This is a genomic window from Kineosporia mesophila (assembly GCF_021129235.1).
GTDB classification, from domain to species: domain Bacteria; phylum Actinomycetota; class Actinomycetes; order Actinomycetales; family Kineosporiaceae; genus Kineosporia; species Kineosporia mesophila.
In genome coordinates, this window is the sequence record NZ_JAJOMA010000036.1 from 12,494 (window position 1) to 36,281 (window position 23,788).

Below are 23,788 nucleotides of genomic sequence, written 5' to 3' on the forward strand. Positions count from 1 at the left end.
GCCATTAATCGTTTGCCGCCACCGCTGCCGTGAACTATCCAGGAGCGTGCACATCCGTTCCGCCACCCCGGCCGACCTCGACGCCCTGCTCGCCTTTCCCCCCGATCCCGCCGTCGCCACCATCGGCCCCCAGCGTCTGCGGGACGAACTCGCCGCCGGGCGCCTGCGATGGCCCTGGATCCGGCTCGTGCTCGACCAGGACGGCACGCTGCTCGGCCGTGCCCTCTGGTGGGGACGTTCCGACAGCCCGGCACCCCTGGCCCTGGACTGCCTACACCTGCTGGAACGCGTTCCGGATCGCGCCGGTGTCGCGGCTGACCTGCTGGTATCGGCGCATCGCGAGCTCGTCGGGTCAGCCCCGCCCCCCGCTTACCAGCTGACCCTGCCCGCACACTGGCGTAATGATCCGGCTGTGCGGGACGCCGTCGACTGGCGTCTGCACGCAGCCGCCGCGGCCGCCCTGACCGAACCGGTGGAACGATTCCGCTACGTCTGGGAGCCTGCCGCCGGTCAACCCGCTCCGACTCCTCGTCTGCGCATGCGCCCCGGTACCGACCAGGAGTTCCTCGACCTCTTCGAACGGGCGGCGGTCGGCAGCCTCGACATCGGTACCCGCCGGGCGCTGGCCGTCATGACGCCGGCCGCCCAGGCCCGCGACGACTTCGAGTTCTACGTCGGGTGCCCCGGTGAACGGGACTGGTGGCGCGCTGCCACCACCGCCGCGGGGGAGCCGGTGGGCTTCATCGTGCCCTCGGCGACGCCCTACCACCGCAATGTCGGCTACCTCGGTGTGGTCCCGGCTCACCGGGGGCAGGGGTTCGTCCATGATCTGCTCGCTGAGATCACCCGGTTCCATGCGAGCCAGGGAAGCGAATACATCACCGCGACCACCGATCTGACCAACGTCCCGATGGCGCGGGCCTTTGACCGGGCCGGGTACCGGGTCACCGAGATCCGTCTGCTGCTCGAGGCGCCGAGGGCATCGGCCTGATGGGGGAGGGGAGGGGTTGGCCACCTTCCTGTTCGTGATCATGCAAAACCTCCCCGGGGAGGTTTTGCATGATCACGAACGAAGGAGCGAGAGGGCGCCCGGCGAACGGTGGTGGCCACCCCACCTAGTTCGTGATCATGCAAACCTTCCCCGTCGGCGCGGAAGCGCCCATGACACGATCTTGAAGTGATAACAGGCTATTGCTTCGCAATTCAACAACAGCGCAACCCCGCCCGGAGGCGCAGGGCTCGACGTCGTCCTCAATTACCGGCCCGGACCCGAAAGTGGGACCTGGGCTCCCTCTTCGAGGGTGAGCAGGGATCGGCGCAGGTGATCGAAGGACAGGGGCAGGTGGCTGACCGGTACGCCGTCGCGGCCGAGGGGGAGCGAGCCACGGGAGCCGGCGCGCAGTTCGGCGTTGAAGTTCTTGGCCTGGCCGACGTAGCTGCGTTCCAGTCCGCGGGGGTGGAGGGGGAGGCCGGCGGGGCGGATGGTTCCGTCGTCGGTGGGGGAGGCGCGCACCGAGACCCAGAGGGTCTTCGGGGCGGAGCCCTGCAGCTTCGACACCAGGATCTGACGGGTCTCGATCCAGCTCTCGAGCAGGTGGCCGAGGGCGGGTTCCATCAGGGCGCGGCCGGTGTACCCGGCGGGGGCGGGGACGTCGGGAGGCAGGGGGAGTGCGGGGATCGAGACGCTGCCGTCGGTGCCGATGCGGACGTCTTCGAGCGTCATGTCGCACAGGTCGATGGGGCGCAGGGGAGTGGTGATCATGATGGCGAGCATGGCGCTGAGGCGTATCGCGGCCTTGGAGGGTGGGTCGATGGCCACCAGCCCGAAGGCGACCTGGCGCAGGGCGCGTGCATTCATGGGGGTGGGGGTGCGCAGCTGAACGGCGGGTTCGGTGTGCGTGATGGGAGTACTGCCCTGTGCCAGAGCCAGAGCGCGCAGAGCTGCGGCCCGGGCACGGGAGGCGGCCTGGCTGCGGGCGGCGCCCTGAGTCTGGGCGAGGATGCCGGTGGCGGCCCAGGGAAGGAACCAGCCGGCGAAGTCCTCACCGATGATCTCGGTGACGTCGATGCGCTGACCAGCAGCGAAGACCTGCTCGGGGAGGGTGTCGCGGACCTGCTCCTCGGTGGGGACATCACCGTGGATGCGGTGCAGGGCGGCAGCGGTGAGGGCCTGGTTCAGTGCCCACTCCCGCTGCCGGCGAGTGGATCGCGATGCTCCGGAGCGTTCGAGAATGCCGAGATATGACTGGATCGCCGTCCTAGCCTGCATTCTATGGATGATAACAGGCTCGTGCTCTGAAAATAAAAATATAGAAACCCGACAAGCAATAGACGAAAGGGGCTCGGGAAGTCGGGTGGCCAAGAGGGAGTGGGTGCAACGTCGCGAAGGGCATCCGACTATCTCGTTCGTGCTCATGCGAAGTCTCCCCGGAAGACTTCGCATGAGCACGAACGAAGGTGGGGGTGGACTCGTCAATGCCTCTGGTCGGAAGGGTGCTTCGGTCTTCGGCAGCAGTGCGAACAGACGCGTGCAGCAGCCCGGCGTCTAGGCGTGCCCGTGCGGTGGGCGGGGGTGTTTGCCGGTAGGTCGTCTGGTGTAGCTTTCCTCTACTCGCTCGGCCTGCTGGTGCCGGGTCTCCAAGAGCTAGCCTGTTTTGATAACAGGCTTTGAGCGAAATTTCCCGCTGAACTTCCCATCGCCTGCGGCGACAAATTCGCACCGACGACCAAAGCTCTAGGCTTCTGGCCATGACATGGGATGCCGGGGCGTACGAGCGTATTGCACCCCAATTGCTCTCCGCAGCAAGGGAAATCGTTGCTGAACTGGCTCCTCGTGCGGGGGAGCGCGTGGTTGATGTCGGATGCGGGACCGGCACTGCGGCGCTCTTGGTGGCGGGGTCGGGAGCGAGCGTTGTCGGAGTGGATCCGTCGCCGCGGCTGCTCGAGGTTGCCCGGGCCGAGGCCGAAGCTCGTGCTCTGCCGGTGACCTTCATGGCGGGGGAGGGGGCGGACATTCCTCTGCCGGATGCGAGCGTGGATGCGGTGGTCTCTTCGTTCGGCATCATCTTCGCCCCGGACGCCGAGGCTGCCGGGCGAGAGGTGGCCCGGGTGTTGCGGCCCGGTGGCCGGCTGGTTCTGTCGGCCTGGCTGCGGGAAGGTGCGCTGGCCGGGCAGGCGAGGGTCCGGCAGGAGTTGCTGGACGCGGTTCGGGCCGACGACGTTGCGCCTGGTGACGAGGCTGAGCACGGCGGCGAGCGCGGTTGGGTCGATGGGCCGGTTCGGCGGCCGTTGGCGTTGTTCGCGTGGCACGACCGGGACGCGCTGGCCGGGCTTCTGGGACCGCTCGGGTTCTCGGTGACGACTCGGGATCATGCTCTGGCGTTCGTCGATGCGTCGGTTGAGGCGTTCGTGGACGGGGAGCTGGCGCATCATCCGATGTGGGTGCGGGCACGGCCGGCGCTGGAGGCCGGTGGGCGCTGGCCGGAGGCCCGGGATCGACTGGTGCGGTTGTTCTCGGACGCGAATGAGGATTCGACGGGGTTCCGGGTGACGGCCAGGTACGTCGTGCAGAAGGCGGTGTTTTCCGGTGCCGTGTCCGCGGCGGTTCCGCCCCAGGTCGAGTCTCGCTGAATCGTTACTCGAACAGCCTTATTTCGTCGGTGAACGGGTTGCACACTAGCGGTCATGATCTTTGTGGGGGCTCGGCGTCTTCTGGTGGCCGGTGGGCTGTTGGTGTGTCTGACGGGGTGTTCGCCGGCGGACGCTGGGTACATGGGCGTGAGCGTGGACGAGGACGGTGCTCCGGTCGCGGTGGTCGCGCTGTGCGAGGGAAGCGTCAATAAACTGCGGCTGTATCTGGACGAGGGCGAGGACGATTTCGTGACGCTGGCCCAGTTGGATGCCACGACGCCGGTGAAGGGTTCGGCGGAGGTGCCGTTGGCGTCCCCGGGGTCGGAATGGACGGTCAGGCACCCCTTCGAAGGGGTTCTGGAGGATGCCACCTACGACTTGGGCGGCTGGTCGGAGAACCAGGACTGGTCGGTCAGGGCCTCTTTCAGTCAGGAGACGCTGAACGGATTGAAGCCGGGTCAGGTGTGGTGGGAGAAGTACGACCCGAAGCGCGAGGTGGAGGTAGAGATGGTCGAAGAGACGGCGCACTTCCGGGAGCATGCCTGCGACGACTGGGAGAGCAGCGCGGGGTGGATGATCTCGTGGTGACCGGCTCACAGGGCCAGGCTCGCGAGGGCACGGCTCAGGTGCGGGTCGAAGGCGGCGGGGTCTTCGGCGCGGATCTGTGAGGGCTTCCACCAGCGGACTTCGGCGAACTCGCCGGGGTCGGGGGTCAGGTGCTGGTCGATGCGGCCGGTGAGGGCGAACCAGAGGCTGACGTCGGTGTGGCGGCGGTCGGGGGTGTCGCGGGTCTCGGTAACGGTGAGGAAGAACGGGGCCGGGCCCGTGACGGGGTCGGGGGTCGCGGTGATGCCGAGTTCTTCGGTGGTTTCGCGCCGGACGGTGTCGTAGGGGTGCTCGGCGGGTTCGACGTGGCCGCCGACAGGGAGCCAGAGGCCGGCCAGGCGGTGGTCGCAGAGCAGGACGCTGTCGGCCTGACGGTCGATGAGCAGGACGTATGTGACCAGGTGGGGTGAGGGCGTGCGGGGTTTGGCGCGGCGGTAGATGTCGTCGGTGCCGGCCAGCCATTCTCGGGTAGTGGCCTGGTGGGTGAGGCCGAGTTCGTCGTGCGGGGTCAGGGCTTCGACGAGGTCGGTGATCTGGGTCTTGAGGGCTGCCGGGTCCATGGCGAGGATCGTGCCAGGGACCACCGACAGTCTTATCCTCGCGCTGTGACGTCAGGTTTCGGGAAGCTGGACGAGCGGCAGCGCGATCTCGTGGCCTCGTGGCTGCCGGGTGCTGAGATAGTGCGGGACCTCAGTTGGGGCTTGGTGGGCACGACGGTGCTCGAGGTCGTGCACGGTGGCGAGCGCTACGTGGTGAAGGCCGGTGATGGGCTGGATCGTCAACTGGCGCGGGAGGTTCGGGCGCACGGGGAGTGGGTGGCGGTGTGGTCGGTGCGGGGGCGGGCGCCGGGTCTGGTGTGGGCGGATGCCGGGGCGAAGGTGTTGGTGACGCGGTTTCTGCCGGGTGTGCTGGTGGAGGGGACGGGGCATGAGTTCCGGGCGGGGACGTATCGGCAGGCGGGGGAGTTGCTGGCGGTTTTCCACGGTCAGTTCTCGACGGTGGATGAGGATTTCGAGGCGCGGACGAGGGCGCGGGCGTTGTGGTGGCTGGATCAGCCGCACCGTATTGACGCGGATTCTCTGGCGCGTTTGCGGGAGGTGATCGCTGGGTGGCCGGCGTCGTCCTCTGTTGTGGTGGTTCCGACGCATGGTGACTGGCAGCCGCGCAACTGGGTGGTCGAGGACGGGGTGGTGGGCGTCATCGATTTTGGTCGGGCTGATCTGCGGCCTGCGTTGACGGATTTCGCGCGGTTGTCGGCGCAGCAGTTCCGGGGACGGCCGGAGTTGGAGGTGGCGTTCTTCGAGGGGTACGGCGAGCGCCCGGGGGATTCGGGGGCGTGGGGGCGTCACTGTGTGCGGGAGGCGATCGGGACGGCGGTGTGGGCTCATCAGGTGGGAGATGAGGGGTTTGAGCGGCAGGGGTTGCGGATGATTGCGGAGGCCCTGGAGATGTAGGGCCCCCGCTGTGGGTGGTTACAGGGGTGTGATGCGGCCGAGGATGACTTCGTCGAGGTAGGTGCCGTTGACCCAGGCGTTCTGGCGCAGGGTGCCTTCCTGGGTGAAGCCGGCGGCGAGCGCGGTCTTGATCATGGCGTGGTTGTCGGCGAGCGTGTGGATCGCGAGTCGGTGCAGGCCGCGGGTGGTGAAGGCGTAGTGGCTGATGAGGCGGACGGTATCGGTGCCCAGGCCGCGACCGCGGAATGAGGGGCGTAGGACGAGGCCGACCTGGCTGTTGCGGTTGTGCAGGTCGATGCCCCAGAGGCCGACGTCTCCGGCGAGCTCTCCGGTGGCGAGGTCGATGATGGAGAAGACGACGTGGGGTGAGTCGGGTTTGAGGGGGGCGAAGGGGGAGTCGTCGGGGTTGTCGGCGGCGATCGGCGCCCAGGCCCGGCCGCTGGCGCGGGAGCGGTCGATGGGGTCGTGGTGGAGTTCGTTGTGCAGGATCAGTGCGTCGCTGGCGCGGCGGGCGCGTAGGCCGGCCTTGTCGCCGCGGAAGCTGAGGGTCTCTGGTTCGGTGTTGCTCACGGCGTTCACCTTGGCAGGAGGGCGGTGGTGGTGTCTTGCCGTTAAATCCTGAGCATGTGCCGAATACTGCTCGACCATGGACCTGGACGCGTATCAGCGTGGTGCCCTGCGGACGGCGGCGTCGCGGGAGAAGAAGAACGAGTTGCTGCACCTGGTGCTCGGTCTGGTGGGTGAGTCGGGGGAGATCGCCGAGAAGTTCAAGAAGTGGGTACGGGACCTGGACAGCGACGAGTCGCGGATCGACCGGGACGACCTGGCCAAGGAACTGGGTGACGTGCTGTGGTACGTGGCTGTGCTCGCGGACTACCTGGACCTGTCACTGGACGACATCGCGGTCGGCAATCTCGCCAAGTTGGCCGATCGCCAGAACCGGGGTGTGCTGGGTGGTGCGGGGGACAACCGGTGAGGGCGGCCTGATCCCGAACCATTGCTCGGCACCGAATTTCGGGTATCGCTGTACCTCGATGAATCCCAGTTTCGCGGCCAGTCGCATCGACCGGTCGTTGGCGGTCTGGGTGCACAACACCACCGCTTCGTCCGGGTACGCCACCGTGAACCAGTCCAGGGCGGCGGCACATGCTTCGGCCGCGTACCCGTGTCCCCAGGACGCGGGTTGGAAGAGGTAGCCGAGGTCGACCTCTCCGGGCGCCGGCCGCACGCGGTCTTCGGGACCGATCGAGCGTCTCTCCAGCATGACCAGGCCGATCATCACCCCGTCGAGATCGACGACGAACACTCCCGGGCGTCGTCCGGGGGCATCCGGTGTGCGGGCGAGTTCCTCGGGTGATTGCGGCCCGCCCAGATAAGTACCCACCTTGGGGCACGCGAAGAGCTCGATGAAGGCTGTGCGATCACGGGCCTGTGATTCCCGCAGTACCAATCGCTGCGTGCGGATCGGCGTGGGTGGCCAGAGCACCGGGTCCGCCATGGGATCACATTAATAGTGCACAGAGGACGAATCGGTGATCTTCGGATGTCGGCGGACGGGGGAGTAGGTGCCGGATCGGGTCCCCGACGATGCACCTAAGCTGTGGTCATGGCTGAACGCTGGCGCTCCTCCGCTGCTCGGGACCTGGTCAAGAAGATTAAGAAGGCGGGCGGCGAGGTGGAACGCGCCGGTGTGGGCAAGATGAAGGTCTTCGGACCGCAGGGCTCGGTGACCATCGCGGAGCCGTTGTCTGATTCGAGCAAGGACGTGGCCCGGAACAGCGCGGCCCGGCTGATTCTGGAGAAGACCGGCCTGACGATCTGAGGGTCGAGGCGTTACCCCGAGGCGATCCTTGCAGGCTCCAGCATGCTGAGGCGATGGTGGACGGGACGGGCGTCCGGTAAGGGCCGGAGCCCAGGTCAACAGAGGCCGTCTCCTCGGCGACGGCAATGTTAGTCAGGGCGCGGTGGGCGGCGAAGTTATCTGTGCCGGGCGTGCGGGGAGGTCCCCTTCTCAACTCGAAATGTCATAATGTTCATTATCGGCGTTGGGGGAGCAGGGCTCGGAAGGGGTTACGGGCAACTGTGGACCCAGGTGGTGACCTGGTCGATGTCGATGTCAGTGGGTCCGACGTGCGGGTCGGTCCCCAGCAGCAGCGCGGCCCGGCCGTGATGCTGGTCGATCCATTCCTGGTCGGCGTCGGTGAGTTCGTCGTCGGTGAGTTCGTCGTCGAGCCAGGCGCAGGCCTGGCCGGATGCTCGCTGGATGATCGTGCGGGTCTTCCAGTGCAGCCCGCAGTACCGGTCGGTGGCTGAGGGTTCCTCGCTGTCGAGTACCTCCAGGACTGGCCAGCCCAGGTACGGGCCGAACGTCTGGGCTGGCCTCGTGTATCCACGTGGTGGCCCGGACGAGCTCCGCCGGCCGGGTCACCAGGCGCCGGGCAAGGCCCCTGTTCACCCCGTCGACCAGCAGGTTCTCGCCTACCGAGGGCTCCGTGGCAGACTCCGCGCCGAACGGCAGCAGGGTGCCGTCGATATCCAGGAAGACGAGCGTCATGCCCAGAACCCAGGGCGGAAACCCTCCGGGAGAACGGGTGACGGCTCCCCCGGCGCCCCGACATCGTCCTTCATTACTGTCTGTTCTCGAAAGTGGTTGTGGGGCAACAGGTTTCGACGAATAGAGACTAGATAACTGTGATTATCTGCCACATAAGGGTTTTCGGTGCTCTCCAGGACTCGGGCCATCAGATGTGAATTGGACGTTGGGTCCCCGGGGTTCCTTCCCTACGGTGCGGGACGTGACATGGATCTTCTCCCCCGAGACCGCCCGGATCGACCGCGACCTCGTGCACGGCTGGCTGAGCAAGCAGGCGTACTGGGCGCTGGGCCGTACCCGCGCCGCACAGGACACCGCGATCGACGCCTCCCGCAACTACGGGGTGTACGACGAGCGTGGCGCTCAGGTGGCGTACGCACGGGTGGTCACCGACGGCGCCACGTTCGCCTGGCTGTGTGACGTGTTCGTGGATCCGGGTGTGCGGGGGCGCGGGGCCGGGAAGATGCTCGTAGCCGGGGTGCTGGAGGACCTGGATGCGCTGGGACTCCCCCGCACGTTCCTGGGCACCGCCGACGCGCACGGTCTCTACGCGCGGTACGGGTTCGCGCCGGCCGATCCGTCGCGATTCATGCTGCGGGTTCCCTCGGCGCCCTAGGTACCGGAGGATTCTGGGACAATGGACAGGTGTTCGAGTCCCAGCTGGTGCCGGTGGAGGCCACGTCTGTTCTGCCTGATGAGTTCGAGGTCGGGAACGGCGATGTGTGGCCGCATTTCGTGCGGGCCTGGTTGATCGCGCAGCGAGCGCAGAACACGGTGAAGACGTATATGACGGCTGAGCTGCAGTGGCGGGAGTTCTGCGGGGCGCGTTCGCTGCATCCGATCGAGGCGCGTCGTGGTGATGTGGATGACTGGCGGGTGCAGATTCAGGCGACCGGTGGGTTCCATGGGCGTCCGGCGTCGGCGAACACGGTGCGTCTGAAGCTGGCGGCGGTGTCGTCGTTGTACGCGTACCTGGTGGGTGAAGACATTCTGGTGGCCTCCCCCGCCGCTCACATCAAACGTCCGCGGGGTGGGGATTTCGCTGCGACCGCTGCGCTGGACACGCAGCAGGCGGCGCGTTTCCTGACGGCCGCGCAGGGGCTGGGTGAGCTGTCTTATGTGGCCATGCGGATTCTGCTGGGCCGGGGACTGCGCGCAACGGAACTGGTGAGCCTCGACGTGACCGACGTCCGCAATCATTTCGGTCATGTCACCCTGACCGTCACGCACAAGGGTGGGCGCCGTCAGGAGCTGCCCCTGTCCCCCGGCACCGGTCATCTGGTGTCCGGGTACATCGGCGAGCGTGCTTCGGGTGCGTTGCTGGTGAATGCGCAGGGTGGGCGGTTGAGTTACTGGGATCTGTACAACCTGACGGTGCGGGTGTCGCGGCGGGCGCGGGTGGGGCTGGATGTGACGCCGCATGTGTTGCGGGCCTCGCACGCGACGATCTATCTGGATCAGGCGGGGGCGCAGATCGATCGGCTGCAGGACGGTATGGGGCATGCGAGTTTGAACAATACGAAGGCGTATGACCGGGGTGCGGGGTCGTTGTCGCGGTTGGCGAGTGTGGCGACGGCGGTTGAGGACGCGTTCCTGCCCGGTTGATGGGCCGGTCCGGTTTTGGTCGGGTGCGTCGTAAACCAGCTGAAGATTGTCGTACCCGTGTGCTGCAATACGTTCTGTCGAAGGGTGGGGGCCCGTGCGGCGGATCGGTGAGGGGAGGCACGGATGGGGAGCAGTGGACGTCGTGTGCGGGTGATGGTGGCTGCGCTCGCGGTGGCGGGTGTGGGGGCTGCGGTGGCGTCGGTGGTGACGTCGGCTGCGGTGCTGATCGTGAGGGCCGGGGTGGAGGAGGCCGGGCGGCAGCAGTCGCCTGAGCCGGTGTGAAAGATGGCTTCAGGTAGACAGGTTCGGGTAGAGCGACCTTTTCGGCTCGGCTTTGCCCGGTTGGGTTATTCGGGGGTGGTCTCAAGGGCTGCGGTGTGGGTGGCTGCGTCGATGAGGGTGGGGGCTTCGGCCGGGACGAGTCGGTAGCCGGTGCCGCGCAGGGTGTCGATGCGGGTGCTGGTGTCGGTGGTTCCGCTGCTGGCGCCGAGTTTTCCGCGCAGGGTGGCGATGTGGACGTCCAGGGTGCGGGAGGCGCCGACCCAGGTGACGTCCCAGACCTCTTCCATCAGGTTCTGGCGGGTGACCACGCCTCCCTGGCGGCGCATGAGAGCGGTGAGGAGGTCGCATTCCTTGGCGGTCAGGGTGACGGTGCCGGCGGGTCCGTGGATCTGGCGGGTGTCAGGGTCGATGCGGATACCGAAGTCGACGACCGGTGCCGGGGCCAGGCGGTGCGGTAGCGCGCGGCGGATCACTGCGTCGATGCGGGCCAGGAGCACCGCCAGGCTGCAGGGCCTGGTCACGTAGTCGTCGATGTGGGCATCGATGTCCTGGTCCAGGGGCCGGGTGGGGTGGGTGGTCAGGGCGATGACCGGCATCCGGGTCGCCCTGGTGTGCCCGTGGACCTGGCGTAAGTGCTCGAGCAACCAGCGAGCGCCATGACCGACGTCGGGACCGGGATCGTGGCTGGCCTTGTGACCGGGATCGGGACCGGGATCGTGGCCTGCGGGGTTGCGGGCACTGGCGTGGTGACCGGCGTGGTGATCGGCAGGGCTTCGCCTCGCCGGGCTGCCTGGCGCGTGGTCTGGCCGGTGGTCGGAAGTGCTACCCGTTGTGCTGTCGGCGGTGCTGGGTGAGGTGGGCAGGCCGAGGTCGAGCAGCATGAGGTCTGCTCCCCCGGCGAGTGCTGCGGCTTCGGTGGCGGTGGGGGCGTGCAGGGTCTGGAATCCGTGGCCGCGCAGTGCCTGGGCCAGGGACCGGGCCACGTGGGGGTCGTGCTGGACCACGAGAATGCGCAGTCGAGGTCTGGTTCCCGTGTTCGGCACGTGTCCCCCACCACCCGTCGTCTAGGTGATCCCCCGGCCATCGTAGGTTGCTGGCACCGGTCGGCGGCAGTGTGTGGCGGGGTCAATGTCGGGTGGTGCCGGTCCTGGTGCGAAAACCGATGGCAGGGCGCTGTTGTGCTTGGTTACCGTGGCGTTGGACCGATTGTCTGGTGATGGGCGGACCGTTGTACACCGTTTGAGATTTCCCGAGTGCTGATTCGTCGCGCGTCGTGTCTGTGCGGCGTGCTCCTTCGTGCTGCGGTTTTCTCAGGGGAACTGGTGTATTTCTGTGCTCAGAATCTGGGTGGTTGTTCCCACCTGCCTGCCGCTGGTCGTGCGGCGTTGCCATGTGTGTGGGGGTGAGCGGTTCCGCGCGGACGGGAAGTTCCGGGTGAACGCGAACCACAAGCTGATCGAGGCGTGGCTGCTGGTGTTGTGCACCGTGTGCGGTGACACGGTGAAGCTCTCGGTCCGGGAGCGGGTGAAGGTCTCTTCGGTGAGTCCTGACCTGCTGGAACGGTTGCACGGCAATGACGTGTCCCTGGCGGCCGAGGTGCTGCAGGACCCGCTCGTGCAACGTCGTCACCGCTTCGCTCTGGACTGGGACGGTGCCTGGCGTCTGGACACCGGCGGTTTCGTGGTTCCTGAGGGGCCCGATGACGTGGTGGAGGTCTTGGTGCGGTGTGCAGCGAGGATACCGCTGCGGCCGGCGCGGCTGATCGCGCAGGGATGCGGTCTGTCGCGGGGTGAGGTCGAGCGGCTGATCACGGAAGGGAAGATCGTCTCGGCGGTCCGGTTGACCGGCCGCCTGTCGGGTGATTTCTCCTTCACACTCAAACGCTGAGTTCCTGGTCCGGCTGGGCCGGTTCGGCAGATCCGGCCGGACCGGCCCAGCCCCAGAAGGCCGGCGTCAGAACCAGTGCAGGCAGTGCGGTGCGCCGGGTGTGCGGAAGAGATCGTCGGCACGGGCGGCGGCCTGCGGGTGGTGGGCGTGGATGTGCCCGGCCTGGACCAGGGTGCTGGGCGTGGTGCCGCCCAGGTAGAGCGAGCCGAGGTCGCGCACGTCCAGGCTCAGGTCTGCTTCCCGGTCGGTCGGGAAGCACTCGGCGTTCCCCTCGCGCACGCTCAGCAGATAGCGGGCGTGCTCGTTCAGGAAGGGGTCCTGGACCTCGAGGACCAGGTCGCCGTCGCCGGACCAGCCGCGGGCCGCGAGCGCCCGGGGGATGTCGAGCAGTCGTACCCACAGCCAGTCGGTGTCGTCGATGACTTTTCCGGCGCGGAAGTCGTGCAGTTGCCAGCGCAGGGGGTGGTGGGGTGGGACGTGTTTGAGGACGACCGTGGAGACGAGGTCGTGGCCGAGGACGAAGCGGGCCAGGGCGGTGAAGGTGGCCACGGTAGAGCTGCCCGTGCTGTTGATGCTGTCGGTGGTGATGATCTCGTCGACGGTCAGGGTCTGGCCCTCGAGTGCGTAGCTGGCGTACCCGGTGGGTTCACCGTCACGGTTGCGGTGCAGGGCGATGTAGCGCGGGGCCGGGGAGATCGGGGGCTGGCCGGACTGGCGGGTCCACCAGGAGTGCGGACGGGACAGGGCGCCGGGCTGGGTGCGGCGGTAGCGGTCGTAGAGGTCTTCGATGAGGTCCTGGGCGGCGTCGCGGCGCAGGACCTGGATCGATCCGGGTTCGGGGGTGCTAGCGCGGGGTGGGGCCAGGGGGCTGTGCTGGTGGGTGATGCTCAGTTCGGTGGTGTAGGTCGCGGGACCGTAGCCGAAGCGTCCGTAGATCGGTGCCTCGGAGGCCAGCAGGACGGCCAGGAAGTCGCCGCGGGCACGTAGCTGGGTGAGCTGGTGGCGCATCAACGCGGTCAGGACGCCCTGGCGGCGGTGCGTGGGCACGACGGACACGGCGCTCACCCCGGAGACCGGCACGACGTTCTGGCCGGGCAGGGTGAGTTCGAAGGAGTACGCGGCGGCGGTCCCGACGGGCTGTGTCTGGGGTGTCAGGGCCAGGAGGGCGCGGTCCATCTCCAGTGCCGACCACCAGCGTCCGCCGGCATCGAGCGGGGTCTGCGGGAACTGCCCGAACGCGGTGTGGAGGGTGTCGATGAAGATGCCGAGGTCGTCGGCGGTGGTGGAACGAATCAGCATGAGTGCCTTCTGGGAACGCCGGGGTGCGGGGGCCACAGTGCAGCGGTTCCCGGGAACGGGGCAAGCGATTTACCGGTGCCCGGGAAGCTTCGGCCCGGGCGGTGGCCGAACTGTGATCAGGCGCCGCAGCGAGGCCTGCGCGGGGGGACCCCAGGTGGCCTTGCCACCGGGGCGGCCGTGGACGCCGGCGTCCCCGATGAGGAGACAGCCCAGCGCCCGCGTCACCGCGAGACCGCGAGTGCGGCGCCGGGTCGCGGTGTCCAGGGCCGGTTGATGGATGGGGCGATAGCTCTGGTGGAAATGCTCGAGGGTCTGCCCGGAATCGGCAGACCCGGAACCGGTAGAGGGGTCGTCGGGCAGGAGGATCCAGGCGGCGGAAAGATCGACGGCCGGGTCGCCGGCGAAGAGGTCACCGAAATCGACGACGCCGGTGAGGTTTCCGTCGCGGGTGAGGACGTTGGCCGGGTGCAGGTCGCCGTGCACCCACACGGGTGGGCCGCTCCAGGCGGGTGCGGCGAGCGCGTCGTCCCAGATGGCGCGCAGCGCGCCGGGGTCGGGGATCAAGCCCCGGTCGGTGGCGACGGCAAGGTGATGGGCGAAGCTCTCGGCGTGATCGCTCAACGGTCCGCCGCGCTCGCGGCCGGTGGGGGCGTGCGGGGGTGCGGGCCGGTGCAGGGCGCTCAGGAAGGTGGCCAGGGCTTCGGCTGCGGGTGGCCGCGGGTGAGAGGGGCACGGTCGGCGGGTTCACCGGGGACCCAGGTGGTGACGATCCAGGGGTGGGGGAACCGCGCGGAGGGCTCGCCCAGGCGCTGGGGAACGGGCACGGGCAGCGGGAGGTGTGGGGCCAGGGCGGGCACCCAGGTGTGTTCCTTGCGCAGGAGCTCGTCGGCCGCGTCGGTGGCCCAGGGCAGGCGCACCGCGAGATCTTCGCCCAGGCGCCACACCTGGTTGTCCCAGCCCCGGGCCCCCAGCTCGATGGGATGAGCGGCCAGGTCGGGGTGCTGCTCACGCAGGAGGTCGCGGATCAGGTCGGCGGTGATCTCGGCGGGAGCCATGTGAGGTAACGCTAGAGCGTGCGCCTGGGGGTCAGCCGGTGGGAGAGGGCTGGGCTCAGCAGAGGCCGGTGGGCTCGGGAGGCTGGGTGGGGTGGGCGCTCGTGAACGATGCGTCGATGACGTCCAGGAGCGGTGGGGAGGCGACGCGCAGGATCTTGCGCAGGGCGTGCTGGAGGTGCTCGAGCTCCTGCTCGGTGAGGGCGTCCACGACCAGGCGGCGCGCTTCGCGTACGTGGGCGGGGGCGGCCTCGACGATCTTGTCGTACCCGGCGTCGGTCAGGACAGCCTCGACCGAGCGCTGGGAGCCTTCCGTGCAGGTGCGGCGCTCGACCCAGCCGGCGCGTTCCATCCGGCTGACGGCGTGGGACAGACGTGATTGGGAGCCGTGGGAGAACATCGCCAGTTCGCACATCTTCATGGCACGTCCGGGGGCCTGGGACAGGCCGGACAGGACGGAGTACTCGAAGAAGTTCAGGCCGGCGTCGCGCTTGAGCTGGTGCTCGATGGCGGTGGGTAACGCGGAGCTGGCCGCGACGACGTGCATCCACTGGTAGGTCTGTTCGGGGGTCAGCCAGGGGGTGTCGTCACTCACACACCCAGACTACTGGATTGAATGTTCAACCGATCGGTGACAACATCCTGCTCGGACTTGAACATTCAATCCAACGATCGCATCTCCCCAGGAGCACTTTCCATGACCCTTCTGCGCATCGACGCGAGCATCCTCGGTCCCAACTCCGCCAGCAGCGAACTGGCCGACCTGGTGCTGGCCGCCTGGACCGCCGAGCGCCCCGACGAGCAGGTCGTCACCCGCCACCTCGGCTCCGACCCCCTGCCCTCCGAGGCCTGGGCCACCGCCATCAGCGCCGGCTACACCCCCCAGGACGCCCGCAGCGACGCCCAGAAGTCCGCCGTCGCCCTGGCCCAGGAACTGCACGCCGAGCTGGTGAACGCCGACCACGTCGTCCTGGCCTTCCCCCTCTACAACTGGGGCGTCTCCCAGCACGTCAAGACCTGGATCGACCTGGTCATCGCCGGCGCCGACCCCGGCGCCCGCCTCCTGGAGGGCAAGCCCGTCGTCCTGCTGGTCACCCGCGGCGGCAACTACTCCCCCGGCACCCCCAAGGAAGGCTGGGACCACAGCGTCGGGTACCTGACCCGCGTCCTCAAAGAGGTCTGGGGCGCCAGTCTCACCGTCGTGGAGCGCGAGTTCACCCTGGTCGGCGTCAACCCCGCCCTGGACCAGTTCGCCGAGCTCGGCGCCCAGCTGAAGAAGGACGCCCACGAGGCCGCCTCCGCCGCCGGCAAGTCCCTCGCCGCCAGCTGACCCACCCCCTCACCCCAGCCCAGCCCAGCCCAGGTGGGGAACCACCGCCGGTGCCGGTCGTTACCCGACGGGCACCGGCGGTTTCCTCGTCCATTGGCCCATACTGGCTCCGCGCACGCAGCCCACACCCTCCTCGTCCACCAAGAGGGTTGCCGGACAACAGCATTCAGGAGCCCACCATGACCGAGCCCACCGACACCCTGCAGACGCTCGCCGGTGTGACGACGCTGGTCTGCGACCCGGCCGGGCCACCCCTGAGCAGCGAGCGCGAGGCCACCGACCTGGTCGCCAACGCCGCCTGGCAGGGCGCGACCTGGGTGATCCTGCCCGCCACCCGCCTGGACGAGAACTTCTTTCACCTGCGCACCGGCCTGGCCGGCGCCATCACCCAGAAGTTCGTCACCTACCGCCTGGGTCTGGCCGTCACCGGTGACATCACCCACCACACCGCCGCCAGCCACGCCCTGAGTGACTTCGTGCGCGAGAGCAACCGCGGCCGGCAGCTGTGGTTCCTGCCCGACCTGGATGCGGTGGTGGCCCGGCTGGCCGGCGGAGAAACCCCCACTGATTGAGGACGCGTCAACGCGCGGCTCACGCGGTGGGAAAACCAGCAGCTGCGCGTCCCGGCCCTGCGCGGCCTGAGCGACCTGCGCCCGCCGGATGCATACGTCCCCCGATCCTCAGCTCACAGGCCCAGGCTCTTGGCGGCCGCGCCGTCCCACAGCGCACCCCGGCGCAGGTACCGGTCCACGGCCGCCGACCGCCAGTCGCCGTCGGCCATAATTACGTGCCGGGCCACCCCGTTCTTCGCGCTCTGCGTGGCGAAACCCGCCCGCAGCGAGTGCGCGCCCCACGTGCCCGGCAGCCCCGCCGCCTGCGCCCGCTGCGCCACGATCGTGCGGATCACCTGCGGCGTGAATGCCTTCGCCCCGACCGTGCCCCAGCGCGTCACCGGCCGGAACACCGGACCGCTCGTGATCCCCGCGACCTCCAGCCACGTCGTCAGCGCCGTCACCGGGCACGTCACCCGGGAGGCACCCCGCGGCACGGCCCGGGGATGGCGTTCGGTACCGGCCTGGTCGCGCTTGGTCCAGCGGGGCGTCAGGACCATGCCCTCCACGTCCTCGTGCAGGTCCTCGACCTCGATGCGGGCCAGCTCCGAGCGGCGCATCGCGGTGGCCAGCCCGACCAGGATCACCGCCCGGTCCCGCAGGCACACCAGTTCCGCCTTACGCAGCGCCCGCACGTCACCGACCCCACGCCGCTCCAGCGCCAGGTCGTGATCCATCGTGTCGACGATCCGCTGCACGTCACGCACCATCAGCGCCGACATCTGGCGCACCAGACGTTCCTGGTCCTGACGGGCGTACCCCTGCAACCGCAGCCGCAACTGCCCGTCCTGACGTGCCGAGGGCAGACCCAGCTCCGCATGCCGCGCCCAGATCGCCGACAGATGCTGGTTGATCGTCGGCAGGCTCGCCGGGACCTCCCGATCCCGCAGGTGCGCCACGAACGCCCGCACCGTCGAGGCGCTCGCCGGCAACGCGACCAGCGCGTTCTCACCGGCCCACCCCTCGAACGACTCCCACGCCCGCCGGTACGCCGCCCGCGTCGAGGGCGCCAGCGAGTCCTCCGCGGCCTGCTGATCGATCGCCGCCAGCCGCGCCGCGTACGCATACGCCGGATCCAGCTCACCCCCCGGCTCGGTCACGGCGAGTTCGGACGCCTCACGCCAGGTTTCGGAATCAGGAACGGTGGACGCGGTCATCTGCCCATTCTGCCCCGTTCGCACATTTCAAGACTGTCGCACCCGGCTGATACCCATATGGGCAGGCCGAACCAGACCCAGTTCTAGGAGTTGCATGCCCACCACCACGCTGTACCTCGTGCGCCACGGCGAACAGAAAATTGAGAACGACCACGAGAGCGACAGTGGCCTCTCACCCCACGGTCGCCTCCAGGCCGGGCAACTGGGCCGGCGCCTGGCCGGCCTGCAGGCCTCGGGCACATCGTTCGACGCCGTGCACCACAGCAGCCTGGTGCGGGCCGTGCAGACCACGCAGATCGTGGCCGCCCACCTGCCCGGGGTCGCCGTGCACGCGTGTGACCTGGTCCGCGACCGCACACCGGTGCCCGACACCTACCCCGCCCGCTACCGCGACTTCTTCGCGCAGGTCCCCGACGACGAACGCGACCCGGGAGCACACGTCCTGCGCACCGCCGTGGAGCGTCTGGGCGCCGTCGGCGAGCGCGACCGCACCGACCTGGTCATCACGCACAACTTCGTCATCGGCTGGTTCGTACGCCACGTGCTCGACGCCCCCGACTGGCGCTGGCTCGGCCTGAACCAGGCCAACGGCGCACTCACCGTCGTGCGCTGGACCCGGGACGAGGCACAGCCCGGGCGCCCACCGGCCCTGCTCAGCTTCAACGACACCGGGCACCTCGAACCCTCAACCCCCTGAGTCCCTGATCACCCACACCCTTGAGAACCGTCTCGAACCATCCTGGAACGGAGGCCCCGATGACCCACCACCTGCCCCACCAGCACAACGACCCGACCCTGACGCCCGCCGACTCACCCGCCACCCCGATCGTTGGTCAGCGGGCCGGCGTACCTGTGCCGGGCGTGCCGGGCGTGCCGGGCGTGCCGGGCGTGCCGGGCGTGCGGCGTATCCACCCCGCCCCGGGCCTCCCGGTACCACCCGCGGCACCGACCCTGTGGAGTCAGGTCAACCGCCTGGCCCGCGCCAACGGCCTGGAAGTTCTCGGCCCGGCCCTGCACGCCTTGCCCACCGGCGTGCCCGTTTTCGAGGTCATGCCCCACCCGGACCACTGACCCGTCCGCCACTGACCCGGCGGCCGCGGAAAAGACCTCCACCGCCACAGGGGTGTCCTTTATGACCAAACTTATAGAGAATGTCGCAGTCCCGTGCGGGACGTTCGAGAGTGACCCCTGACGAATGGATTCCCGACCATGCGAAGAGGCTCGATCCGAACGATCATGACCGCGGCCGCCACCACCGTCGCCCTCACCCTGGGCGCCGGGGTGGCCAACGCCGCCGCGACCCCGGGCGCACCCGGCGCCGGTGACGTCTACTTCCCCGACTACGGCAACGGCGGCTACGACGTCCAGCACTACGACGTGCGCGTGCGCTACCAGCCCGCGACCGACCAGCTCAGCGGCACGACCACCATCCTGGCCCGCAGCACCCAGGACCTCTCACGGTTCAACCTCGACTTCGCCCTGGACGTCTCCTCGGTGCAGGTCAACAACCGGGCCGCGACCTTCACCCGCGAGGGCGACCACGAGCTCGTCGTGACCCCCGCCCGCCAGGTCCCCCAGGGCGCGAACCTGACCGTCACGGTCAAGTACGCCGGGATCCCCTCCCAGGTCGAGGTCAACGGGTACACCGGCTGGAGCCGCACCGCCGACGGCGCCCTGGCCGTGAACGAACCCGAGAGCGCGTGGTGGTGGTTCCCCAGCAACGACCACCCCACCGACAAGGCCACCTACGACGTGTCCGTCCTGGCCCCCGACGACGTGCAGGTCATCAGCAACGGCACCCTCACCAGCGGCCCGAACCCCGAACTCAAGGGCTGGAACCGCTGGTACTGGCGCTCGGCCAAACCCCAGGCCACGTACCTGACCTACATCGCGATCGGCCGCTACGACATCGAGACCGACACCGCCGCCGACGGCTCACCCATCATCAACGCGTTCTCGACCTCCCTCGGCGACTTCGAGGGCGCCGCCCGCGCCGGCATCAACCGCACCAACGAGATCATCGAGACCGAAGAACAGTGGTTCGGTACGTACCCGTTCGAGGCCCGCGGCGGTGTGGCCGCCATCCCCGGGGCCCCCGGCTTCGCCCTGGAGACCCAGACCCGCCCCGTCTACGACGGACGATTCTGGCGCCGCGGCGGCAACACCTACGTCGTGGCCCACGAGAACGCTCACCAGTGGTTCGGCGACTCGGTCTCCCTCACCCAGTGGCGCGACATCTGGCTCAACGAAGGCTTCGCCAGCTACGCCGAATGGCTCTGGTCCGAGCACGAAGGCGAAGGCACACCCCAGGAACTGTTCGACTACACCTACGCCAGCTACCCCGCCGACGACCCGTTCTGGCAGGTCCTGCCCGGCGACCCCGGAGCCGACAAGGTCTTCGACAGCGCCGTCTACGACCGCGGCGCCCTCACCCTCCAGGCCCTGCGGGTCCAGATCGGCGACGACGCCTTCTTCGAGCTCCTGCCCACCTGGCTCCAGGAACACCAGTACGGCAACGGCACCACCGACGAATTCATCGCGCTCGCCGAGAAAATCTCCGGCCAGCAACTCGACGACCTGTTCACCACCTGGCTGTTCACCCCCGAACGCCCCGACCTGACCACAGGCACCACCCTGGCCCGCCGCAGCACCGCCGACACCGACACCACCCCGACCCGGCCCAAGTCCTGGAACAAGATCCAGCAGGTCCACACCGCCCACGCCGACCTCAAGGTCTCCTGACCTCGGCCGACCACACCACCTGACCCCACCCCCGAGGAAAGGTGGACCGGCCCCGTCATTCCACCGGGGCCGGTCCACCCCACAGACGTTCCGGCACGGACAACACGTCCGGCAGCCGTGGTCGCGAAAGCAGCACTGAACCCTCAGCCCACCCGGCCGGAACCACCACCGCGAGCGCTGCCACCCGCGTCCCCACCTGATGTGCCGGCCACATCACCCGAGGCGCTCGAGCCACGGGATGTCCGCCGGCGCCAGGGATCGGGGTTCGCAGAATGCGCCGCGCTGCACGCCAAGATCCTCAAGGCGGTGCAGCTCAACAGCCTGAACCAGATGTTCGAGACCGTCTTCTGATCGAGCCGCTCACGCGGGAGCCGAGGGCCACAGCGGCACGGCGCGGGCCGCGGCCTCGATGAACGGCCCCGCCTCCAGGTCGGTCACCGTCACCTCGATGTCCTGGTCATCCCACTGGCAGACGATCCGCAGCCGACCCGGGGGCGGTAGCGGCCACAGCCACTGCTCACGCTGGACCGAGCGGTGGCTGCCGGAGCCGCCACGGCCGTTCAGCACCGGGTGCGACGGAGTCCACCCGTCGATGGATGAGTCGGGGAAGAGGTCGTCGCGGGCGTCGACGTTGGTGGCCCGTCGTCCGTCGGCGAGCTCGAAACCCCACTTCAGCCCGCCGGCCCGCCGGTCCCGGTAAGGGTAGGGACCATCGAACACCTCAGCATTCAGGTCGCGGTCGGCCCCCAGCCGTCCCCGCACCAGCACGTTCAAGTACATCGCCAGACCGGTCGCGAAGGCCCGCACACCGGTCAGCGTGACAACGGTGCTGTCCGAGCGCCCGATCACGACCTCCAGCGGCACCACCCCGGGAAGAACGTCGACGGGCGCAGCCAGCCACTCCGGCTCGATGTGATCCTCGCGTTCCTCATCAAGGTCCTCCTCCGGCGGCGCCGGCGGCTCGGGAAAGAAGTCCATACCCACTCCTCAGCGATGGTGATCCACGGGACAGCCAACCAGAGCGGAGACCAGCCCCGCCAGGTCGACGCGTGCAGGTCCAGACCGATTGCGGCGTCCAGATTCTCATCCCACCCGGGATGCGCGCCGTCGCCGACCTCGCCGGCCAGGGTCGGCTGAAGGCCCACATCGACGCGGTCTTCTCCCTGGCCGAAGGCGCCAAGGACCACGCCCTGTCCGAAACCGGCCGCAGCACCGGAAAAATTGTCCTCGACCGGCGCGAGGACCAGCAGGCCTGAGCGCCCGCACCGCTACCGGCGAGGCACGTAGTCCCGGGTCCACTCGCGCACCAGGTCCTCGTGCACCCGGCCGTTGGACAGGATGCACCCGTTCACCGGCCGGTCGTAGCGCTGCGGCGCGCCCAGCCGGTCGGTGACGGCGCCCCCGGCCTCGGTGACCAGCAGCGCGATCGCGGCCGTATCCCACGCCGCGCTCACGCTGTAGAGCTCCGCCTCCCAGAATTCTTCGGCGACCTGACATCCGAAGAACATCGACGGCCGCGGAAAACGATGAGGGACGCTCGCCCGCCCGGTTTCTCTCTGGATCAGACCGTCGGTGTTGAGCCCGGCGGGGGTGGGCAGGCTCCCGCAACCATTCACGGTCGCCGGTACCGCCAGACCGTCCCGGACCGAGACCGCCAGCCGCGTGTCACCGCGGTACGCGCCACCGCCAAGCGCCGCCCCGTACGTCTGGCCGGTGGAGGGATTGTGCGCCACCGCGACGACCGGCACCCCGTCCACGACCAGCGCGATCGACACCATGAACAACGGGATCCCGAGGATGAACTGCTGAGTGCCGTCCACCGGACCTATCACCTAGCAACGCCCGTCCTCGCGATTCACCTAGCAACGCCCGTCCTCGCGATCACCGGGGAAGGAAGTCTCCTCCCCGAGCACGCCGTCACCGGGGAACTGCTCCCGGACCTCATCGATGAACCGGTCGTTCAGCACACGGTCGGCCGTCGTCACCGGCGACATGTCGGCCTTCACCGACACCTCGAAACCGGCCGCCACCACCTCGCGCACCATGCGCCCCGCGCGGTCGGCGAAGTCCAGGGCGAGCTCCGGTCCGGCGGCCCAGCTCTGATCCGCACCCGAGACGGCGCCCATCAGGAACGCACCCAGCCGGTGGTCAGCAGCGACACGTCGTCCAGGAGCGCACCGAACACCGCTTCGGCCGCGCCCACCAGACCCGCATCGGCGCCCAGCGCGATCTCCTGCACCGGCGGCACACCGTAACCGGCGCCGAAAAGCCCGGACCGGCCACCGCCGTCGGCCGTGATCGCCTCGCGCACGACCTGTGGGGCCGCCCTCAGCAGCTCCGCCGCGTGCCCGGACAACAGCACCAGATCCGGATCATGCACCAGCACGAGCGCACCGATACCCCGCCCCAGAGACACCGCGGCCCGGTGCACGGCATCCGCCGCACGCTGCGGATCAACCTGCACCTGCCCATCCGCAAGGTCAGCCGCCCCCGGCACAGCACTCACGGCGCCAGCGGTACGGACCGGCTCCGTATCCCCCTCAGGTGACCAGCCACCCGCAGAACGCACCTGGTCCCCGGAAGAGACGCCACCGGCTGTGGACGTCATCGCCGCAAGGACCACGTCCGCCGCGGCGCTCGCCGCACCCGGGGCAGCGGTGAGCCCGGCCTCGCGAGCCAGTGCCACCTGGTCCACCTCGGTCTCCCAGCAACCACGCGCACCGCACCGGCACACCCGATCCCGCGTACCGAAGGGCAGGTGCCCGTACTCACCGGCCAGACCCCGGCGCCCGGTCACCGCACGCCCGTCCATCAGCAACGCACCACCCAGCCCGACATCGGCATGCAGCACCAGCACCGTCCCACCCGAGCCGGAGCCGGAATCATCGGCCTGCCCGACACCGTCCGCGTCCTCGACAGCCCGCCCCCGCACCGACTCCGCAACCGCCACCAGCGTCGCGACGTTACCCACGTGCGTCCGTTGCTCGGACCGAAAACCCAGCCACCCCAGCACATCCACCGCAGGACCGGCCCAGCCCAGGCCCGGCGCCGACAGCACCTCACCGCTGACCCCGTCGACCAGACCGTGCACCGCGATCCCGACCCCGGCCACCCGCGCACCCAGCGCGTCCAGACGGGAGTCCAGCACCTCACGCACCACGGCGAGCACGTCGTCCACCGCATGCGAGCGCAGCGGACGGGTCTGCGCGTCCACCAGGCCACCGGTGAGCGGCACATGGGCCGCGCGCACCGCGTCCGTACCGATCTGCACCGCCACGACCACCGGACCGTTCGCGGAGGGGCCCAGCAAGGTACTGGGGCGCCCCCGTCCACCCGAGACGATCACGTCTTTCTGCTCGATCAGGCCCAGGCGCTCCAGGTCCGCGACCAGGGCACCGGCCGTCGCGCGCGTGCAGCCCAGCCGGCGCGCCAGATCGGCCCGGCTCAGTGCCTGGGGCGAGGAGTGGACCGCCCGCAGGGCCCGGGACAGATGGGCACCCCGTAGATCGGTGGTGGAGGAAACAGCCGGCGCAATCACAC

At 69.0% G+C, this 23,788-nt stretch carries 28 protein-coding genes and 2 pseudogenes; 18 read left to right on the forward strand and 12 right to left on the reverse strand.

Annotated features, from left to right (window positions below):
* Positions 1-46 precede the first annotated feature (46 nt).
* On the forward strand, positions 47-991 hold the full coding sequence (locus LR393_RS36790) for a GNAT family N-acetyltransferase (RefSeq protein ID WP_231489009.1): 945 nt from the start codon (positions 47-49) through the stop codon (positions 989-991).
* A gap of 264 nt (positions 992-1,255) precedes the next feature.
* On the opposite strand, the gene LR393_RS32325 is transcribed toward LR393_RS36790, so the two are convergent.
* Complete coding sequence (locus LR393_RS32325; RefSeq protein ID WP_231489010.1) at positions 1,256-2,269, reverse strand: site-specific integrase; 1,014 nt, start codon at positions 2,267-2,269, stop codon at positions 1,256-1,258.
* Between the two features lie 479 nt (positions 2,270-2,748).
* Between LR393_RS32325 and LR393_RS32330 the strand changes: the two genes are divergently transcribed.
* Both LR393_RS32330 and LR393_RS32335 read left to right on the forward strand, forming a co-directional pair.
* Complete coding sequence (locus LR393_RS32330; RefSeq protein ID WP_231489011.1) at positions 2,749-3,630, forward strand: class I SAM-dependent methyltransferase; 882 nt, start codon at positions 2,749-2,751, stop codon at positions 3,628-3,630.
* A 141-nt stretch (positions 3,631-3,771) separates the two neighbouring features.
* Positions 3,772-4,218 carry a hypothetical protein gene (locus LR393_RS32335; RefSeq protein ID WP_231489012.1) on the forward strand — a complete coding sequence of 149 codons (447 nt, stop codon included), beginning with the start codon at positions 3,772-3,774 and terminating at the stop codon, positions 4,216-4,218.
* Between the two features lie 5 nt (positions 4,219-4,223).
* Here the strand turns inward: LR393_RS32335 and LR393_RS32340 are convergent, their stop codons facing one another.
* A complete protein-coding gene (locus LR393_RS32340) occupies positions 4,224-4,796 on the reverse strand; it encodes an NUDIX hydrolase (RefSeq protein ID WP_231489013.1) in 573 nt (190 codons plus the stop codon).
* A 45-nt stretch (positions 4,797-4,841) separates the two neighbouring features.
* On the opposite strand from LR393_RS32340, the gene LR393_RS32345 reads away from it, so the two are divergent.
* Positions 4,842-5,690, forward strand: a complete 849-nt coding sequence (locus LR393_RS32345) for a phosphotransferase family protein (RefSeq protein ID WP_231489014.1) — start codon at positions 4,842-4,844, stop codon at positions 5,688-5,690.
* Between the two features lie 18 nt (positions 5,691-5,708).
* Here LR393_RS32345 and LR393_RS32350 read toward each other — a convergent pair whose 3' ends face one another.
* On the reverse strand, positions 5,709-6,260 hold the full coding sequence (locus LR393_RS32350; RefSeq protein WP_231489015.1) for a GNAT family N-acetyltransferase: 552 nt from the start codon (positions 6,258-6,260) through the stop codon (positions 5,709-5,711).
* Positions 6,261-6,336: 76 nt separating this feature from the next.
* Between LR393_RS32350 and LR393_RS32355 the strand changes: the two genes are divergently transcribed.
* Entirely contained in the window at positions 6,337-6,666 is a 330-nt protein-coding gene (locus tag LR393_RS32355) for a nucleoside triphosphate pyrophosphohydrolase family protein (protein WP_231489016.1), read from the forward strand.
* Here the strand turns inward: LR393_RS32355 and LR393_RS32360 are convergent.
* The gene (locus tag LR393_RS32360) at positions 6,577-7,188 is read right to left on the reverse strand and encodes a GNAT family N-acetyltransferase (protein ID WP_231489017.1); all 612 of its coding nucleotides are present in this window, start codon (positions 7,186-7,188) and stop codon (positions 6,577-6,579) included. The genes LR393_RS32355 and LR393_RS32360 overlap by 90 nt on opposite strands.
* A 108-nt stretch (positions 7,189-7,296) precedes the next feature.
* On the opposite strand from LR393_RS32360, the gene LR393_RS32365 reads away from it, so the two are divergent.
* The 5 genes from LR393_RS32365 (at position 7,297) to LR393_RS32385 (ending at position 10,170) form a co-directional block, all read left to right on the forward strand.
* The gene (locus LR393_RS32365) at positions 7,297-7,512 is read left to right on the forward strand and encodes a hypothetical protein (RefSeq protein ID WP_231489018.1); all 216 of its coding nucleotides are present in this window, start codon (positions 7,297-7,299) and stop codon (positions 7,510-7,512) included.
* 260 nt (positions 7,513-7,772) lie between these two features.
* On the forward strand, positions 7,773-8,003 hold the full coding sequence (locus LR393_RS32370) for a hypothetical protein (RefSeq protein ID WP_231489019.1): 231 nt from the start codon (positions 7,773-7,775) through the stop codon (positions 8,001-8,003).
* 482 nt (positions 8,004-8,485) lie between these two features.
* Positions 8,486-8,899: a GNAT family N-acetyltransferase gene (locus LR393_RS32375; protein ID WP_231489020.1), complete on the forward strand. Its 414-nt coding sequence runs from the start codon at positions 8,486-8,488 to the stop codon at positions 8,897-8,899.
* Positions 8,900-8,928: 29 nt separating this feature from the next.
* Positions 8,929-9,888: a tyrosine-type recombinase/integrase gene (locus tag LR393_RS32380; protein WP_231489021.1), complete on the forward strand. Its 960-nt coding sequence runs from the start codon at positions 8,929-8,931 to the stop codon at positions 9,886-9,888.
* 123 nt (positions 9,889-10,011) lie between these two features.
* Positions 10,012-10,170, forward strand: coding sequence for a hypothetical protein (locus LR393_RS32385; protein WP_231489022.1), 159 nt, complete (start codon positions 10,012-10,014; stop codon positions 10,168-10,170).
* Positions 10,171-10,235: 65 nt separating this feature from the next.
* Here LR393_RS32385 and LR393_RS36795 read toward each other — a convergent pair whose 3' ends face one another.
* A complete protein-coding gene (locus LR393_RS36795) occupies positions 10,236-11,213 on the reverse strand; it encodes a response regulator transcription factor (RefSeq protein ID WP_231489023.1) in 978 nt (325 codons plus the stop codon).
* A 289-nt stretch (positions 11,214-11,502) separates the two neighbouring features.
* On the opposite strand from LR393_RS36795, the gene LR393_RS32395 reads away from it, so the two are divergent.
* On the forward strand, positions 11,503-12,057 hold the full coding sequence (locus LR393_RS32395) for a DUF1062 domain-containing protein (RefSeq protein WP_345718609.1): 555 nt from the start codon (positions 11,503-11,505) through the stop codon (positions 12,055-12,057).
* A 66-nt stretch (positions 12,058-12,123) separates the two neighbouring features.
* Here LR393_RS32395 and LR393_RS32400 read toward each other — a convergent pair whose 3' ends face one another.
* From LR393_RS32400 to LR393_RS32410, 3 genes and pseudogenes are all read right to left on the reverse strand, one after another.
* Positions 12,124-13,356 (reverse strand): GNAT family N-acetyltransferase, encoded by a 1,233-nt coding sequence (locus tag LR393_RS32400; protein ID WP_231489025.1) that lies wholly within the window; start codon positions 13,354-13,356, stop codon positions 12,124-12,126.
* Positions 13,357-13,425: 69 nt separating this feature from the next.
* A pseudogene (locus LR393_RS37300) lies at positions 13,426-14,411 on the reverse strand (aminoglycoside phosphotransferase family protein).
* 55 nt (positions 14,412-14,466) lie between these two features.
* Complete coding sequence (locus LR393_RS32410; protein WP_231489026.1) at positions 14,467-15,003, reverse strand: MarR family winged helix-turn-helix transcriptional regulator; 537 nt, start codon at positions 15,001-15,003, stop codon at positions 14,467-14,469.
* 102 nt (positions 15,004-15,105) lie between these two features.
* Between LR393_RS32410 and LR393_RS32415 the strand changes: the two genes are divergently transcribed.
* Both LR393_RS32415 and LR393_RS32420 read left to right on the forward strand, forming a co-directional pair.
* Positions 15,106-15,738 carry an FMN-dependent NADH-azoreductase gene (locus tag LR393_RS32415; protein ID WP_231489027.1) on the forward strand — a complete coding sequence of 211 codons (633 nt, stop codon included), beginning with the start codon at positions 15,106-15,108 and terminating at the stop codon, positions 15,736-15,738.
* Positions 15,739-15,917: 179 nt separating this feature from the next.
* A complete protein-coding gene (locus LR393_RS32420; RefSeq protein ID WP_231489028.1) occupies positions 15,918-16,310 on the forward strand; it encodes a DUF4180 domain-containing protein in 393 nt (130 codons plus the stop codon).
* 113 nt (positions 16,311-16,423) lie between these two features.
* Here the strand turns inward: LR393_RS32420 and LR393_RS32425 are convergent, their stop codons facing one another.
* Positions 16,424-17,506, reverse strand: coding sequence for a tyrosine-type recombinase/integrase (locus LR393_RS32425; protein WP_231489029.1), 1,083 nt, complete (start codon positions 17,504-17,506; stop codon positions 16,424-16,426).
* A 94-nt stretch (positions 17,507-17,600) separates the two neighbouring features.
* Between LR393_RS32425 and LR393_RS32430 the strand changes: the two genes are divergently transcribed.
* The 4 genes from LR393_RS32430 to LR393_RS32445 all read left to right on the forward strand — a co-directional run bounded on the left by LR393_RS32430 (position 17,601) and on the right by LR393_RS32445 (position 20,599).
* Positions 17,601-18,203: a histidine phosphatase family protein gene (locus tag LR393_RS32430; protein WP_231489030.1), complete on the forward strand. Its 603-nt coding sequence runs from the start codon at positions 17,601-17,603 to the stop codon at positions 18,201-18,203.
* Between the two features lie 59 nt (positions 18,204-18,262).
* Positions 18,263-18,577 carry a hypothetical protein gene (locus tag LR393_RS32435; protein ID WP_231489031.1) on the forward strand — a complete coding sequence of 105 codons (315 nt, stop codon included), beginning with the start codon at positions 18,263-18,265 and terminating at the stop codon, positions 18,575-18,577.
* A 165-nt stretch (positions 18,578-18,742) separates the two neighbouring features.
* The gene (locus LR393_RS32440; protein WP_231489032.1) at positions 18,743-20,248 is read left to right on the forward strand and encodes a M1 family metallopeptidase; all 1,506 of its coding nucleotides are present in this window, start codon (positions 18,743-18,745) and stop codon (positions 20,246-20,248) included.
* A 201-nt stretch (positions 20,249-20,449) separates the two neighbouring features.
* On the forward strand, positions 20,450-20,599 hold the full coding sequence (locus LR393_RS32445; protein WP_231489033.1) for a hypothetical protein: 150 nt from the start codon (positions 20,450-20,452) through the stop codon (positions 20,597-20,599).
* 9 nt (positions 20,600-20,608) lie between these two features.
* Here LR393_RS32445 and LR393_RS32450 read toward each other — a convergent pair whose 3' ends face one another.
* Entirely contained in the window at positions 20,609-21,226 is a 618-nt protein-coding gene (locus LR393_RS32450) for a hypothetical protein (protein WP_231489034.1), read from the reverse strand.
* Between the two features lie 71 nt (positions 21,227-21,297).
* Here LR393_RS32450 and LR393_RS32455 point away from each other — a divergent pair, with 71 nt between their 5' ends.
* Positions 21,298-21,504, forward strand: a complete 207-nt coding sequence (locus LR393_RS32455) for a zinc-binding dehydrogenase (RefSeq protein WP_231489035.1) — start codon at positions 21,298-21,300, stop codon at positions 21,502-21,504.
* Between the two features lie 12 nt (positions 21,505-21,516).
* Here the strand turns inward: LR393_RS32455 and LR393_RS32460 are convergent.
* Positions 21,517-22,374: pseudogene (locus LR393_RS32460) on the reverse strand (inositol monophosphatase family protein).
* On the reverse strand, positions 22,374-23,786 hold the full coding sequence (locus tag LR393_RS32465; protein ID WP_231489036.1) for an ROK family transcriptional regulator: 1,413 nt from the start codon (positions 23,784-23,786) through the stop codon (positions 22,374-22,376). Before LR393_RS32465 ends, LR393_RS32460 begins: the two are co-directional and overlap by 1 nt.
* Positions 23,787-23,788 lie beyond the last annotated feature (2 nt).